Source organism: Bacillus sp. 5w2 (assembly GCF_054353775.1).
Genome location: NZ_JBTIWT010000025.1, coordinates 54,883 through 69,499, shown reverse-complemented (window position 1 = coordinate 69,499; position 14,617 = coordinate 54,883). Strand labels below are relative to the sequence as shown.

The 14,617-nt window shown below is 37.9% G+C and carries 18 protein-coding genes and 1 tRNA gene; 8 read left to right on the top strand and 11 right to left on the bottom strand.

The window, feature by feature from the left end:
- Window positions 1-135 precede the first annotated feature (135 nt).
- The 3 genes from ACXY7N_RS27445 to ACXY7N_RS27435 form a co-directional block, all read right to left on the bottom strand.
- The gene (locus tag ACXY7N_RS27445; protein WP_016085604.1) at window positions 136-381 is read right to left on the bottom strand and encodes a glutaredoxin family protein; all 246 of its coding nucleotides are present in this window, start codon (window positions 379-381) and stop codon (window positions 136-138) included.
- A gap of 9 nt (window positions 382-390) precedes the next feature.
- Window positions 391-1,698, bottom strand: coding sequence for an RNA polymerase factor sigma-54 (gene rpoN, locus ACXY7N_RS27440; protein WP_016135998.1), 1,308 nt, complete (start codon window positions 1,696-1,698; stop codon window positions 391-393).
- Window positions 1,699-1,959: 261 nt separating this feature from the next.
- Window positions 1,960-2,035, bottom strand: a tRNA-Arg gene (locus ACXY7N_RS27435).
- Window positions 2,036-2,240: 205 nt separating this feature from the next.
- Here ACXY7N_RS27435 and ACXY7N_RS27430 point away from each other — a divergent pair.
- The 8 genes from ACXY7N_RS27430 (at window position 2,241) to clpP (ending at window position 6,828) form a co-directional block, all read left to right on the top strand.
- On the top strand, window positions 2,241-2,447 hold the full coding sequence (locus ACXY7N_RS27430) for a DUF1657 domain-containing protein (RefSeq protein WP_000216160.1): 207 nt from the start codon (window positions 2,241-2,243) through the stop codon (window positions 2,445-2,447).
- 93 nt (window positions 2,448-2,540) lie between these two features.
- Window positions 2,541-3,029 carry a YhcN/YlaJ family sporulation lipoprotein gene (locus ACXY7N_RS27425; RefSeq protein ID WP_001228530.1) on the top strand — a complete coding sequence of 163 codons (489 nt, stop codon included), beginning with the start codon at window positions 2,541-2,543 and terminating at the stop codon, window positions 3,027-3,029.
- A 28-nt stretch (window positions 3,030-3,057) separates the two neighbouring features.
- Window positions 3,058-3,534 carry a stage V sporulation protein AC gene (gene spoVAC / locus ACXY7N_RS27420; protein ID WP_000095409.1) on the top strand — a complete coding sequence of 159 codons (477 nt, stop codon included), beginning with the start codon at window positions 3,058-3,060 and terminating at the stop codon, window positions 3,532-3,534.
- Complete coding sequence (gene spoVAD / locus ACXY7N_RS27415; protein ID WP_000938954.1) at window positions 3,535-4,551, top strand: stage V sporulation protein AD; 1,017 nt, start codon at window positions 3,535-3,537, stop codon at window positions 4,549-4,551.
- Complete coding sequence (gene spoVAE / locus ACXY7N_RS27410; RefSeq protein WP_000575919.1) at window positions 4,548-4,898, top strand: stage V sporulation protein AE; 351 nt, start codon at window positions 4,548-4,550, stop codon at window positions 4,896-4,898. Before spoVAD ends, spoVAE begins: the two co-directional genes overlap by 4 nt.
- A gap of 11 nt (window positions 4,899-4,909) precedes the next feature.
- Window positions 4,910-5,116 (top strand): DUF1657 domain-containing protein, encoded by a 207-nt coding sequence (locus ACXY7N_RS27405; RefSeq protein WP_016085602.1) that lies wholly within the window; start codon window positions 4,910-4,912, stop codon window positions 5,114-5,116.
- Window positions 5,117-5,136: 20 nt separating this feature from the next.
- The gene (locus ACXY7N_RS27400) at window positions 5,137-6,006 is read left to right on the top strand and encodes a DUF421 domain-containing protein (protein WP_016085601.1); all 870 of its coding nucleotides are present in this window, start codon (window positions 5,137-5,139) and stop codon (window positions 6,004-6,006) included.
- 240 nt (window positions 6,007-6,246) lie between these two features.
- Window positions 6,247-6,828, top strand: coding sequence for an ATP-dependent Clp endopeptidase proteolytic subunit ClpP (clpP, locus tag ACXY7N_RS27395; RefSeq protein ID WP_001049161.1), 582 nt, complete (start codon window positions 6,247-6,249; stop codon window positions 6,826-6,828).
- Between the two features lie 334 nt (window positions 6,829-7,162).
- Here the strand turns inward: clpP and ACXY7N_RS27390 are convergent, their stop codons facing one another.
- The 8 genes from ACXY7N_RS27390 to ACXY7N_RS27355 form a co-directional block, all read right to left on the bottom strand.
- Window positions 7,163-7,411 (bottom strand): HPr family phosphocarrier protein, encoded by a 249-nt coding sequence (locus ACXY7N_RS27390; RefSeq protein WP_000250307.1) that lies wholly within the window; start codon window positions 7,409-7,411, stop codon window positions 7,163-7,165.
- Between the two features lie 23 nt (window positions 7,412-7,434).
- The gene (gene whiA, locus ACXY7N_RS27385; protein ID WP_000006561.1) at window positions 7,435-8,385 is read right to left on the bottom strand and encodes a DNA-binding protein WhiA; all 951 of its coding nucleotides are present in this window, start codon (window positions 8,383-8,385) and stop codon (window positions 7,435-7,437) included.
- Between the two features lie 89 nt (window positions 8,386-8,474).
- On the bottom strand, window positions 8,475-9,428 hold the full coding sequence (locus tag ACXY7N_RS27380; RefSeq protein WP_060632850.1) for a gluconeogenesis factor YvcK family protein: 954 nt from the start codon (window positions 9,426-9,428) through the stop codon (window positions 8,475-8,477).
- A gap of 3 nt (window positions 9,429-9,431) precedes the next feature.
- Window positions 9,432-10,313: an RNase adapter RapZ gene (gene rapZ / locus ACXY7N_RS27375; RefSeq protein ID WP_016085598.1), complete on the bottom strand. Its 882-nt coding sequence runs from the start codon at window positions 10,311-10,313 to the stop codon at window positions 9,432-9,434.
- A gap of 20 nt (window positions 10,314-10,333) precedes the next feature.
- Window positions 10,334-10,792, bottom strand: coding sequence for an NUDIX hydrolase (locus ACXY7N_RS27370; protein WP_001190080.1), 459 nt, complete (start codon window positions 10,790-10,792; stop codon window positions 10,334-10,336).
- A gap of 226 nt (window positions 10,793-11,018) precedes the next feature.
- A complete protein-coding gene (locus ACXY7N_RS27365; protein WP_016085597.1) occupies window positions 11,019-11,825 on the bottom strand; it encodes a DUF368 domain-containing protein in 807 nt (268 codons plus the stop codon).
- 165 nt (window positions 11,826-11,990) lie between these two features.
- The gene (trxB, locus tag ACXY7N_RS27360) at window positions 11,991-12,947 is read right to left on the bottom strand and encodes a thioredoxin-disulfide reductase (RefSeq protein WP_001288065.1); all 957 of its coding nucleotides are present in this window, start codon (window positions 12,945-12,947) and stop codon (window positions 11,991-11,993) included.
- Window positions 12,948-13,032: 85 nt separating this feature from the next.
- Entirely contained in the window at window positions 13,033-14,544 is a 1,512-nt protein-coding gene (locus ACXY7N_RS27355; protein WP_016085596.1) for a tetratricopeptide repeat protein, read from the bottom strand.
- Between the last annotated feature and the right edge of the window lie 73 nt (window positions 14,545-14,617).

Genomic DNA, 14,617 nt, shown 5'->3' with positions numbered 1-14,617 from the left:
TCTTTTCTCCTCACTACATTGGTTCATTTTTCCTTAGTGGTCACTTTACGTCCCGTAGTGACATTTTGTGTCCCACATAGGTTAAAAAAATAATCCCTGCTACGTGTATTATTGTAACAGGAGATAGAAACTTATTCAACTCTTAACTGCATTCTTTATATAGTTTATTATGACACCTTTGTGAATGTTACCATATTCTACTTGTTTTCCGTCTATTTCTACAACCGGAATCATTAGGTGATATTTTTCTAAAAGGTCATTATCTTCATATATATCTATTTCCTCGATTTGAAAAGAATATTCACATTGTACTTCCTGCAAAACTTGTTTTGCCTGCACGCAAAGACCACAATCCTTTTTTGTATACAGTACAACTTTCATCTCCTTCACCTATCCGATCGTTTTTCGTAATGACGAAGCTGGAATATGCATTTGTTCTCTATACTTCGCCACCGTTCTTCGAGAAATAACAATTTCATGCTCTTCTTCTAATAATTTTGAAATCTTTTGATCTGAAAGTGGCTTTTTCTTATTCTCCGCTTCAACAAGCTTTTGAATAAATTGTTTTACACGCTTTGTAGAAATCGCTTCATCTTCAGTCGTTGAAACGGCATTGCTAAAGAACGATTTCATCTCAAATAAACCGTGTGGTGTTTGCACATATTTATTTCGCGTTGCACGACTAATTGTAGATTCATGCACACCTAACTCTTCCGCCACCTCTTTTAAAGCAAGCGGTTTTAAATACGCTGGACCTTCCCAGAAGAAATCACGTTGTTTTTCCATAATAATAGTCATTACTTGCAGGAGCGTCTGTTTTCTCTGTTTCAAACTGCGCATAATCCACTGCACATGCTGATACTTTTCTGATACGTAAGATGCTACTTCACTTTCACTATTATTAAGAAGCGCACTATATTCAGAATGAATTTCAATTCTCGGCATATTTCTCTCATTCATCTGTAAAACGAGACGATCGCCATCTTTTTTTACTGCCATATCAGGCACAATATAAAGTGGTTTATCCGAAGAAAAAGCAAGACCTGGTTTCGGCTGTAATGATGTAATACAGTTCACCGCTGTTTGCAATTCTTCATTACTACACTTCAACACTTGAACGAGCTTTCGCCAATCTTTCTTCACGAAATAAGCGAAGTGATCCTCTATAACCTCTTCTGCTAATCCATTCCGTCTTTGTAAGCGCTTCAATTGTAAAGTTAGACATTCCTGAATATTACGCGCTCCTACCCCTGCTGGCTCGAGTGATTGGACAAGCTCTACAGAGCGTTCGACTACATGAAGTGGTGCGGAAAGGAGACCCGCTAACTCTTCGTTCGTTTCTTGTAAATACCCATTTCCATCCATGTTCATAATAATGAAAGAAGCTACTTTTCGCTCTTCTTCTTCTATTTTATAATACTGTATTTGATTTAATAAATGTTGCTGAATCGTTGTTGAATCCACACTGTAGATTTCCATCTGATTCTCGACTTGTTTGCTGGTACTTTTACTGTTGTTAGAGCTCTTTTTCTTCTCCCTCTCAAAACCACCTAACTCAATAAGGGGATTCTCTAACGATTGCTCATACAAAAACTCCGATAATTCTTGTACATTATACTGGAGCATTGTAATCGCTTGCCTTAACTCTTGTGTCATTGCCAAACGTAAGCTTTGTTCTTGTAAAAGACTTGCCTTCAAACTAATCTCCCCCTTGTTTCTATTGTACAATAAGTTTGGTAAAAGGAGAATGCTATCACAGACACCCATTCCAAAATATTATTAATTTATATGTATTAATGAGATTTACAACTTACAACCGAAATTTGAATAATATTGAAAGAAAATAATAAAGCAAAACATTATTATAACCAAGTACTAATAGTAAATTTTATCACTAGATATAACAAGAGGGAAATAAAAAAAGTCCTAACCTACAAAACGTAAGTTAGGACTTTTTGACGCGCCCAGAGGGATTCGAACCCCCGACAGACGTGGTACCGGAAACCACCGCTCTATCCGACTGAGCTATGGGCGCATGATTATAAAAAACACATCATTTTCTTCTCATAATAATAGCAATAAAATCCATCTAAATCAATAAAAATATCCCCTTTCATCCTTTATACACCTTAGCCTAAAGTATAGAAACACATTTCTTCACCTTAATTTTCCAATCATAAATTCACCCCAACTCACAAATTATAATCTTTGAATTGATATTCCAAAGGGGGCTTCATTCAATGACTGTAATTACAAAGTTAAAGCAAACTGTTTCTGGATTAAAAAGTGCACAAGCTAGCTTAGAGGGATTCGCTCTTGATACGGATAACCAACAAGCAAAGCAACTTTTCCAAACAGCTGCAGAGCAAACACAAACGATTATCGATTCTTTAAACCCACGCGTTGAAGAAGTCCAACAGGAAGAACCACAATACTCGCAGCAATAACGGATTCGTCATGCTGTGAAATAGAAAAAGGATGATATGCAGTCATCCTTTTTCTATCACATTACATATTGCAATAGAAATGGAATGATTATAATGCGAAAACTCGGAATCATAACCGCGTTATTTATGCTCCTATTCGGTTCACTTACCGGATGTGATAATAGCCCGTTAGATAAAAAGGTAAAGAAAGAAGAAGCTAAACGAACGGAAGAAGACAAGGGCCCTAAATTAACAAAAATGAGTACAGAATCCTTTAATCAATCTATATCGCAAGACGCTAAGAAAAAAGCTCTTGCTATGGAGGGAATTATAGAAGCTACCGCAGTTAATACAAATTTAGATCTTTACATAGCCGTCAAGCCTGAACATCACGAAAGGTTTGGTTTAAAACCTTTACGAAGTAAATTAAAAAAGAAACTAAGTGATGAAAACCCTACTTTCAATATTCGTGTAAGTACAGACAAAAAGATCTTTATGCTCATAGAAGAACTTGAAAACAAAATTAAGAAAAAGAAAGTAAGTAAAGATGGCATCAAAAAACAATTGAAACTCATTCAATCAGAAATGGGATCTAATATTTAAGCTTTCTAATAGAGAAGGAAGGATTCAAATGTCTAGTAAAGATAAAAACTTAACACCTGTACAACAAGAATATAAAAAATTCGAACAACAGCGCGAACCGAAGCGCCCCGTTTTTAAAAATTGTATAAAAGCTTTTCTCGTCGGAGGATTAATTTGTCTAATAGGCCAACTGATTTCCACCTTTTATATTACTTATTTTGATTTCACTGAACGCTCTGCCGGGAACCCTACCGTTGCAACTCTTATTTTTATCTCCATGCTACTGACGGGATTTGGCGTCTACGATCGTCTTGGACAGTTTGCCGGGGCAGGCACAGCTGTACCTGTCACTGGATTTGGTAACTCTGTTATTGCCGCATGTATCGAACACCGTACAGAAGGATTTGTCCTTGGTGTTGGCGGTAACATGTTTAAATTAGCTGGATCCGTTATTTTGTTTGGTGTATTTTCGGCTTTCGTCATCGCACTTATTAAAACGATTCTCGTTCAATGGGGAGGGCTATAAATGTTACAAGGACACCGAACGTGGGTATTTGAAAACAAACCAGTTATTATTTCGACAGGAGTCGTTGGCGGGCCGTTTGAAGCAAAAGGGAAAATTCCAGAAGACTTCGATATCCTTCATGAAGATTTATGGCTCGGCCAAGATTCCTATGAAAAAGCACATAAAATTTTGTTCGAAGAAGCTTGTAGCCGCGCTACTGAAAAAGCAGAACTTCGTAAAGATGATATCCAATTCGTACTTGCAGGAGATTTAATTAATCAAATTACCCCTACAAGCTTTGCTTGCCGTACACTTGGCACTCCTTACCTCGGATTATTCGGTGCTTGTTCTACTTCTATGGAAGGTTTAGCACTTGGGGCAAGTATCGTAAATGCAAAAGGTGCAAAATATTTATTAACTGGGGCATCCAGCCATAACACTGCGGTTGAAAAACAATTCCGCTATCCAACTGAATACGGCGGTCAAAAACCACCTACTGCACAGTGGACAGTAACCGGGGCAGGCGCGGCTATTTTAAGTGACACTGGACATGGCCCTAGGGTAACATCTGCAACAATCGGACGAGTGGTTGATATGGGATTAACGGATCCATTTAATATGGGCGGTGCGATGGCTCCAGCCGCCGTCGATACAATTGAAGCCCACTTACGCGAACGCCAAATTGATGCCTCTTACTACGATTTAATCGTAACAGGCGACCTAGGACATGTCGGACGCGAAATTGCTTATGACTTACTACATAAACACGGAACAAAAGTGACAAGCGAACAGTTTCAAGATTGCGGGCTACTCATCTATAGAGAGGGGCAACCTGTCATAGCTGGCGCTAGTGGACCAGGATGTTCCGCAACAGTCGTGTACGGTCATTTATTAAACCGAATGAAAAGAGGAGAGTTCAAAAAAATACTTGTCGTTGCGACAGGCGCTTTACTATCTCCACTTACATTCCAACAAGAAGAAACGATTCCGTGTATCGCTCACGCCGTTTCGATTGAATTTGGAGGTGCAACGCAATGATTTTTTTCTGGGCTTTCGTCATTGGCGGACTCATATGTGTAATCGGCCAACTTATGTTTGATGTCGGCAAACTAACACCCGCTCATACAATGGCAACACTCGTTGTTGCCGGAGCTATATTAGATGGATTCAATTTGTATGAACCATTAATCGACTTTGCTGGAGCCGGGGCAACCGTACCTATTACAAGCTTTGGTAATGCCCTCGTTCACGGCGCAATGGAAGAAGCTGCAAAGCACGGAATCGTTGGCGTCATTACCGGCATGTTTAAAGTAACGAGCGCCGGCGTATCCGCAGCTATTATTTTCGGCTTTATTGGAGCATTGCTATTCAAACCGAAAGGATAAGAGGTGTTTGTATGACAGTTATCGCTAGCGTTAAAACCTGCCTTGCTAGTGTAAGGGGCTCTCAAGCAAGTTTAAGCTCTCTTTCACTAAATTCACAGGATGAAGAATCAAAACGTGTATTTCATGAATGTATGTTAGAAATGGACAGCATCATCGCTGATTTACAAAATAGAATTTCAGTATTAGAACGTGAAGAACCTCAATATAAAGGGTTTTAAGTAGACTGGAGGAAATGACTATGTCTCACCTGCCGGAATGGACACTTGTCATTCTTCGCTCTGTATTCATATTAATTATTTTATTCGCTATTACGAAATGGTTAGGGAAAAGACAAATCTCTCAGCTCTCCTTTTTTGAATACATAGCCGGAATGACAATCGGTGACATCGCTGCCCAAGTATCTACAGGGCTCGATTCAAAATTTTTCCATGGCGTCTTTGCGATACTCATTTTCGCTGCGGTACCTTTTCTCACAGGAATCCTCTCTTTAAAGAACAAAACAGCTCGAGATTTTTTTGAAGGAAAATCTACCGTATTAATAAAAGATGGAAAGGTACTCGAAGATAACTTAAAGAAAGAAAAATATACAAGTGACGAATTACTTGAACTACTGCGAGGAAAAAGTGCGTTCAGCGTAGCTGAAGTCGAATTTGCTGTCTTAGAACCGAGCGGAGAATTAAATGTATTATTAAAGAAAGATTCTCAGCCACTTACAGCAAAAGACATCGGTTTAAAAGTACCAAATGAAAAAGAACCGCAAACTGTTATTATGGATGGAAATGTACTAGATGAACCCCTTTCCTCTAGTGGACATAACCGCGCTTGGTTACATTCTGAACTAGAAAAACTCGGTGTTGTCATCGAAAATGTCTTTCTCGGCCAAGTTGACTCATATGGACAACTTACTATCGACATTTATAATGACAAGCTGCAAATGCCTTCTCCTCAAAACAAACCTTTATTATTGGCATCTTTAAAAAAATGTCATGCTGATCTTGAACTATTCTCCCTAGAAACAAAGTCGAAATCAGCAAGCGAAATGTATAGTAAAAACGCGAAACAAATCGAAAAGATTTTAAATAAAGTAACCTATCTTTTAAAAGAATAAATATCGAAAGAACGCTTCAGTAAAAAGGCGTTCTTTTCTTTTTTCTCCAGTTTTTATAACGTTTAAATTTATGTAATTCGGTTATGATGTTGAAGATACATAAGCAGGGAATTTCAAAAACATAGCGAATATTTCATGGTACAACTACATATTTTTTTGATTTAAAGTGGTTTCGTTTGACCTTTATTGACCATAATTGTATTATAAGACTAAGAAAGCTTTAGAAGGAGGAAATAACAGATGAATTTAATTCCTACAGTAATTGAACAAACAAATCGTGGAGAACGCGCTTACGATATTTACTCTCGACTATTAAAAGACCGCATCATTATGCTTGGTAGTGCAATTGATGACAACGTAGCTAACTCAATCGTTTCCCAGCTTTTATTCTTGGAATCTCAAGATCCAGAAAAAGATATTCACATCTACATCAACAGCCCTGGTGGTTCTATCACAGCAGGTATGGCAATCTATGATACAATGCAGTTTATTAAGCCACAAGTATCAACAATCTGTATCGGTATGGCTGCATCTATGGGTGCATTCTTACTTGCAGCAGGTGAAAAAGGAAAACGTTATGCACTTCCAAACAGTGAAGTAATGATTCACCAACCACTTGGCGGAGCACAAGGTCAAGCGACTGAAATCGAAATCGCTGCTAAACGTATCCTATTCTTACGTGAAAAACTAAACCAAATTCTTGCTGACCGCACAGGCCAACCAATTGAAGTACTACAACGCGACACAGACCGCGACAACTTCATGACAGCAGAAAAAGCTTTAGAATACGGTTTAATCGATAAGATCTTTACAAATCGTTAATAACTAAAAGCGGAAGCGGCTCGTTCAGCTCTGACTGGCTAAGGTTCTTAGACACGAAGAGTTAGCCACTGGCGCTAGATACAACTTAAAGCAGAAGCGCCCTATTACAGGGCGCTTTTTTTATGGCTAGGCCTCCGCGCGAACATACCCCATCTAGTATCTCCCTGAATATATCAACGATTTTCCAATTATATCGAACACAACTCAAATTATATCAACGGTTCGACACAACATATCGATCTACCGACAATCCTCGACAAGCAGAAGCGCCCTACATACCCCCCACCCAACAAATAGCAAAACAAAAAAGCTATCGCACATGCGCGATAGCTTTTTACTGTACATATGCAGCTAATGCCTCTAAAGCCTCTTCTGCATCTGAACCTTCTGTTGTAATTGTTATCATGCTACCAGTTCCAATTGCTAAGCTCATAATCCCCATTATGCTCTTTGCATTTACTGTCTTTCCATCTTTCTCGATGAAAATATCCGCATGAAAGCGATTGGCCTCTTGTACAAACAACGCAGCCGGACGTGCTTGTAAACCGTTTTTTAATGAAACCTGAACTCTTTTTTGAACCACAGCTCCATTTCCCCTTTAACCTCTTATTTTTTTGCTACCGTTTCCCCCGCGCGTAACTTCTCTGCAATATCATCGATTTTACGCAAACGGTGATTAATACCCGATTTACTAATTTTCCCCCCGGATACCATCTCACCTAACTCTTTCAATGTTACATCTTGATAATCTCTTCGTAGTTGCGCAATTTCTCGTAGTTTATCTGGCAATATATCAAGACCAACCGTCTCATCAATATAACGGATGTTTTCAATTTGCCTTAACGCTGCACCAATTGTTTTATTTAAATTGGCTGTTTCGCAATTCACTAAACGATTTACTGAATTACGCATATCGCGAACGATTCGAATGTCTTCAAATCTTAAAAGTGCATTGTGAGCACCTATAATATTTAAAAACTCTGTAATCTTTTCCGCTTCTTTCAAATACGTAATGTACCCTTTTCTTCTTTCCAATGTCTTACTATTTAAATCAAATCCGTTCATCAGTTCACATATAGCATCATTATGTTCCTTATATAACGAAAAGATTTCTAAATGATAAGATGATGTTTCTGGGTTATTTACTGAACCACCTGCTAAAAATGCACCGCGTAAATACGATCGTTTACAACATTTCTTCTCAATCAATTCTTGTGATATATTTCGGATAAATGAAAAGTCGTCTCGAACGATATGAAGATCAGCTAATATTTCGCGAGACTTCTCAACAAGCCGTACGATATATACATTATTTTTCTTCAATCGCATTTTTTTACGAACAAGTAATTCTACCGTCACGTCATATCCTTTTTTCAAAAGCGTATAAATCCTTCTTGCAATTGCCGCATTTTCCGTTTGAATATCGATAGATAGACGACGGTTTGAAAAAGAAAGCGATCCGTTCATTCGAAGTAACGCTGATAATTCTGCTTTCTCACAGCATTCCTTCATCTCAAGATTCGTCAACTCTTTCTTTGTTTCTGATGCAAATGACACAGTCAACACCTCCTTATACGATTATTGTGGAACAAAAATCTTGTCCTATATGAAAGGATGAGCGTTACCTCAAACGAGGCAACGCACATCTACAACAGTGAATATAAAATAGAAGCTAACTTTAATGTATCGTGTCTTACCACACGATCATCATACTTCGCTAATTGATCTTGAATGACATCAATATTGTTTTCGATAAAACGCTCTTCATCTACTACAACTGGCGCCGACATTTCTTCTTCATATAACTGACGTAATTCACAAGGAATATCACGGTTATTTACAATTGCAGTATCGATAAATGGTTTACCTAAATGATCATGTAACGCCTGCACATGGTCAAACGCAGTATATCCCATCGTTTCACCAGCTTGTGTCATAACATTACATACATATACCTTCTTCGCTTTTGCAGCAAGAACAGCGTCCCCGATTTTGTTAACAACTAAATTCGGTAATATACTCGTATACAAACTTCCTGGACCGAAAACAAGTAAATCAGCTCGTTTAATCTCAGCCAACGTTTCATGTAACGGCTCTACATCTTCTGGAGTTAAAAAGACACGGTTAATCTTCTTTCCGAAATAAGGAATCTTTGATTCACCTGTTACAATTTCTCCATCTTCTAGTTCCGCATGCAGTACTGCACTTTGGTTCGCTGCCGGCAATACACGTCCTCTAACATTTAACACTTTACTCGTTTCCGTAATCGCATGGAAGAAGTCTCCTGTGATCGAGGTCATACCCGCCAATAATAAATTTCCTAACGCATGACCTTTCAGTCCGTCTCCCGTTGTGAAACGATGCTGAAATAAAGCTTCCACCAGCGGTTCTACATCTGATAACGCAACAAGTACGTTACGAATGTCACCTGGGGGTGGAATTTCTAGCTCATCACGTAATCTACCTGAACTGCCGCCATCATCAGCGATTGTAACAACTGCTGTAATATCCACAGGATATTGTTTTAATCCTCGTAATAAAACAGAGAGTCCAGTACCGCCTCCCATGATAACAATTTTAGGTTTTCTCTCTTTTTTCATCCCTTAATGGCCCTTTCTCTTCTCCACATCACGATGAGATACATGAACACTATACTCTGGTTTCAAATGTTTCCCAAGGTATTCTGTAAGCGTAACAGAACGATGCTGTCCACCTGTACATCCAATTGCAATTACAAGTTGACTCTTGCCCTCTCTTTTATAATGAGGCAGCATAAAAGTGATAAGGTCCGTCAATTTCTCTAAAAACTTATGCGTCTCATTAAATTTCAGTACATACGATGAAACTTCTTCATCTAGTCCTGTTAATGGCTTCATATGTGGAATGTAATATGGATTTGGTAAAAAACGAACATCAAATACTAAATCTGCATCAATTGGAATACCGTACTTAAATCCAAATGACATAACATTTACACGAAATGCTTGCTCAGTTTCAGTTGAAAACAGATGAACAATCTTTTCACGTAATTCTTTCGGTTTTAAATCCGATGTATCAAGCACAATATTTGCTCGTGCCTTCATATCAGTTAATAAGCCACGCTCCATTTCGATTCCCTTTAACGGTAAACCAGTTGGCGCAAGTGGATGCGAACGTCTCGTTTCTTTATAACGAGTTACAAGCGTGCTATCTTTCGCATCTAAGAATAAAATATGAGGAATAATCCATGTACGTTCTGATAAATCATCAAGTGCTCCCCATAAATGTTCGAAAAACTCTCGGCCACGTAAATCAACGCCAAGTGCCACTTTATTCATTTTCCCTTTTGAATCCGCCATAAGCTCAATAAACTTTGGCAATAACATCGGTGGTAAATTATCAACGCAGAAATATCCTAAATCTTCAAAACTTTGTAAAGCTACTGTCTTTCCAGCTCCAGACATTCCTGTAATAATTACCATTTTTATATCATTATTCTCTGTCATCGTATCCTCTCCTTGCCGGTTTAACTCGGATCTAATCGATATGAAAGCAACTCAAAATCTGGGGTATATACAAATGTACCGTAGATTATGCCATTTCCTTTAATTAAATAATCAATAATGTGATAATCTCCTGGTGCCATTGCTAAATCATCAATTTTATCAAATGTATGCCAACCAATGATGCCTTCTTCGCTCTCTAGTTTGTTTTCTCCTGCAAAATCTGTCGCTAAAAAGGAGAACATCATCCATTCAGAAACAACTTTATCACCTTCTTGGATGACAAAGGTGAAGACCCCCTTTAACGCTGGGTTCTTTAAATAAATACCTGTTTCTTCACGATATTCGCGAACAACGGAATCTCTTACTGTCTCACCACGCTCCATTTTCCCGCCTGGTGCAACCCACCAATTCCGACGAGGTTTTTGGAGTAAGAGTACTTCATTATCTCTAATTAACACACAGTTTGTCACTCTTTGCATGTTTCTTCACCTCAGCTACTTGCGGCAAATTTCTCACCGCATACTCATTTCATTATACTATCAAAAACAGTTTGCTACAACGAAGGAGCCAGTCCTCTTTCGCTAAGCACTGCTACTCAACAATTTTTAAAAACTTTCTATAACAAGCAATGTAAATCCCTAGACTTTCAATGAATAGCATAAAAAATCCCCTTCACGATTTTTATCGCCAAGGGGATTAAAGCTCTTATTTCTTACCGAAATAAGTAACAATCGCAAATCCTAAAATAAAGGTAATAATTGAACTTATAATTGAAAATCCTCCAGTTGGAATACCAGGGAACACAATTACAATCGAACCGATAACAAGTCCAATAATTGCCGCAAATGTCATACTTTTATAACGATCTAATAAGAAACTAATTCCTTTACTACTTACAACAAATCCTACCATAACACCAGCACCGATAACTACGATTAAAGGTAAGTTCAGTGTAGTTAAAGCATTAATTGCTGTCGGATACACACCAATAATTAATAAAATAAATGATCCGCTAATTCCAGGAAGCAACATAGCCATACTAGCCATCCATCCTGCGAAAAATAAACCAATTGCATTTAAAATTGTTAACGTCGTAATTGGATCTGCTGCCTTATCTGGTTTAAAGAAAGCTGTGATCGCAACAAGAATTGCTGCAACTATTAATAAAACAATATGCTTACCTTTAAACGATGCCTTCGCATCAGCTTCCCTCATTAACATCGGTAATATACTAATAATTAAACCGAGGAAGAAAAATTGAGTCGGTTCATAATGATTTGCAAGTAAATATTTAATAACGTGACTTAACGTTAAAAACGCTGCTGCCACACCAGCTGCAAGGGGAATTAAAAATCCTAAATGTTTTTTCCATTCACGACTAAAGAACCCACTAATTGCCGCAAGCAATTGTTCATAAATCCCTAACACAACAGCGATTGTACCGCCGCTCACACCAGGAATTAAATCACTAACGCCCATACAAAATCCACGATATATATTACGCCATTCCATACTGAATAAATTCCTCATTTCTTATAGTGATTTTTTCCGTAAAGTCCAGTATATCAATAAGAAAGCTTATAATCCCAATATTTTTTGACAAAACTTTGACATTTTCACACAAAAAAAGAAGAAAGCTCCTATATGTAGCTTTCTTCTCAAAAGGTATAGTATCCCTTATTTTTCTGATACAGTTTTTAGTTCTTCTAATAACTCTTCTACGTAATGTTGTGCGCTTTGCGCTGCAATACTACCGTCACCTGTTGCAGTTACAATTTGACGAAGCATTTTTTCGCGAACATCACCAGCTGCGAAAATACCAGGAACTTTCGTTTCCATACGCTCGTTCGTTTCAAGGTAACCATTTTCATTTGTAATACCTAATTCAACAAATGGTTTTGATAATGGTAACATACCGATGTATATGAACACACCATCAGTTTTGACTTCTTTCTCTTCTCCACTGTTTACGTCTACAAGTGTTACGCTTCCCACTTTACCATTTGCATCGTTAATTTCTTTTATCGTGTGATTCCAAATGAAATCTACTTTCTCGTTTTGGAAAGCACGATCTTGTAAAATTTTCTGTGCACGAAGCGTGTCACGACGGTGAACGATTGTTACTTTTGATGCGAAGCGTGTTAAGAACACACCCTCTTCAACAGCAGAATCTCCGCCGCCAATAACTACAAGTTCTTTTCCTTTAAAGAATGCCCCATCACATACTGCACAATATGATACACCGCGTCCGCCAAGTTCTGTTTCACCTGGTACACCGATTTTTTTATACTCTGCACCGCTCGCAACGATAATTGCACGTGCTTTATATTCTTTTTTGCCAGCAATAATTGTTTTGTATTCTTTACCATCAATGACTGCTTTCACATCACCGTATGCATATTCAGCACCAAATTTCTTCGCATGCTCGAACATTTTATTTGATAAGTCTGGTCCTAAAATAGACTCATAACCTGGGTAGTTTTCTACATCTTCTGTATTTGCCATTTGGCCACCTGGAATACCACGCTCAAGCATTAATGTGCTTAAGTTTGCACGAGATGTATATACTGCAGCTGTCATACCAGCTGGTCCTGCACCAATAATAATGACATCATAAATTTTTTCTTCTGACACACTATTCACTCCTATTCATTCCTACACAATTAAGTTACCCTCATTATACTGTTAGCATCATTTTTTTCCCAATGATTTGCTTACCTTATGTGTGCGTACGCTTAACAGCCTGCACATACTTTCGAACAGTCGCTACAGATACATTATATACATCTCCAAGCTCCGACTGTGTCATCTTATTTCCTTGCTCGCCGCGCACAATGTATTCAACCGCAGCTGACCAGCCGTATACATTTGTAAAAACTGCTCCGGATGTATATAAACGTATGAACGTACAAAACCAAAATTGTAAACACTCTTCGATTAATTCATCATCTTTTTTCGTATAATTGTATAAGGCATCCGCGATTCGCGCGCACTGTTCAAATTGCTGTAAATCAGCTGGAATGCTCTTATGGCTATTCAGTAAAAAGAAATACTTTGCAAGTTGCGATACGATTGGAACACCATTCTTCGCCTGCGTTACATCAAAGAAGAATCCAACCTTCTCTGGCGTTGATAATTCATTCATTAAATATAAAGCTAGCATTTGTTCCTCAAGCGTCGCACTTTGCTGAAATGACTTTCGTAATTCTTCAAATAAAACGTTTTGCTCTTCATCTGCTAAATTCAGCGCATTCCATGGTTCTTTTCCCTTTTTATCAGGGTGTAATTCTACAACATGTTGCCACATTTTTTCAGCTACTTGCTGCTCTTTCACCATATATGCAGAATATGCAAACCAATAATAAAAACTAACGTCTCCTTCGTATCCTTGACGCTTTAATACTTTGAACCATTTATATGCATGCTCGAAATGACCAATTGTCGCAAGGGTCGTTCCAAGTTTCAAACGATGTTCAAATGAAATTGGATATACTGCAACTAACTGAGCAGCTAACGCTTCTACTTGTTTATGCTCTCCAATTGAATATAGAAAAATAAGCGTATTACAAAGCGCATGTATGTTACCAGGATTTTTCTCTAAAATCATTTCCGTTAACTTTAGTGCCTTATCTACATTACCAGATTGAAAATGCGCAATGGCTAAATTATTATGCCCCGACCAAAATTCCGGATAATCTTTCGTAACAATTTCTAATGTAGTAATTGCTTCTTCCAATTGTCCATTACGAATATAACGATTCGCTTCTTCCTGCATAACAATTAAATCATCTTCATCCTCAATCTCTTCTGCACCCATCGCTTCTTCTTCCATAATTTCAAGTAATTCTAATGTATCTTCTACGAATTCCTTCTCTTCTGCAACTTCTAAATAGCGCTCCGCATACTTTTTCGCCTGCTGAAATAGACCCATATATGCATAGTTATTTGCAATAAAATAATAGCATTGTTCAAGATCAGGGTTAGTTCTAACTAGCCTTAAGAATATTTGATTCGACTCTTGGTATTCACCAGACTCAGACAATACTGTTGCTAATTGGCATAAAATAAACGGCTCCTTCTCACTTTGTGCCGCTCTTCGAAAATATTTAATTGCATCTTGCAATTTTTGCCCTTTGTAAGCCCTCATCCCTTTTTTATAAAAGAAGTCCGCTAATTGATTAAAAGAGATAACTTGTCCGTTCTCCTTATACATTCTTTGATTTTTCCCCATATATCCTCCAGTTTTTTGTTTTCTTCGTTCACACATTCTTCTATCTATAAGTATAAACGATTCCGTAAAAAAC

What these genes read in the sequence shown, in the direction of transcription:
- ACXY7N_RS27445 (WP_016085604.1), bottom strand. Translation starts at nt 381, where the DNA reads ATGAAAGTTGTACTGTATACAAAAAAGGATTGTGGTCTTTGCGTGCAG.
- ACXY7N_RS27430 (WP_000216160.1), top strand. Translation starts at nt 2,241, where the DNA reads ATGACTGTAATTACAAAGTTAAAGCAAACTGTTTCTGGATTAAAAAGT.
- ACXY7N_RS27425 (WP_001228530.1), top strand. Translation starts at nt 2,541, where the DNA reads ATGCGAAAACTCGGAATCATAACCGCGTTATTTATGCTCCTATTCGGT.
- spoVAC (WP_000095409.1), top strand. Translation starts at nt 3,058, where the DNA reads ATGTCTAGTAAAGATAAAAACTTAACACCTGTACAACAAGAATATAAA.
- spoVAD (WP_000938954.1), top strand. Translation starts at nt 3,535, where the DNA reads ATGTTACAAGGACACCGAACGTGGGTATTTGAAAACAAACCAGTTATT.
- spoVAE (WP_000575919.1), top strand. Translation starts at nt 4,548, where the DNA reads ATGATTTTTTTCTGGGCTTTCGTCATTGGCGGACTCATATGTGTAATC.
- ACXY7N_RS27405 (WP_016085602.1), top strand. Translation starts at nt 4,910, where the DNA reads ATGACAGTTATCGCTAGCGTTAAAACCTGCCTTGCTAGTGTAAGGGGC.
- ACXY7N_RS27400 (WP_016085601.1), top strand. Translation starts at nt 5,137, where the DNA reads ATGTCTCACCTGCCGGAATGGACACTTGTCATTCTTCGCTCTGTATTC.
- clpP (WP_001049161.1), top strand. Translation starts at nt 6,247, where the DNA reads ATGAATTTAATTCCTACAGTAATTGAACAAACAAATCGTGGAGAACGC.
- ACXY7N_RS27380 (WP_060632850.1), bottom strand. Translation starts at nt 9,428, where the DNA reads ATGAAAAAAGAGAGAAAACCTAAAATTGTTATCATGGGAGGCGGTACT.
- rapZ (WP_016085598.1), bottom strand. Translation starts at nt 10,313, where the DNA reads ATGACAGAGAATAATGATATAAAAATGGTAATTATTACAGGAATGTCT.
- ACXY7N_RS27370 (WP_001190080.1), bottom strand. Translation starts at nt 10,792, where the DNA reads ATGCAAAGAGTGACAAACTGTGTGTTAATTAGAGATAATGAAGTACTC.
- ACXY7N_RS27365 (WP_016085597.1), bottom strand. Translation starts at nt 11,825, where the DNA reads ATGGAATGGCGTAATATATATCGTGGATTTTGTATGGGCGTTAGTGAT.
- ACXY7N_RS27355 (WP_016085596.1), bottom strand. Translation starts at nt 14,544, where the DNA reads ATGGGGAAAAATCAAAGAATGTATAAGGAGAACGGACAAGTTATCTCT.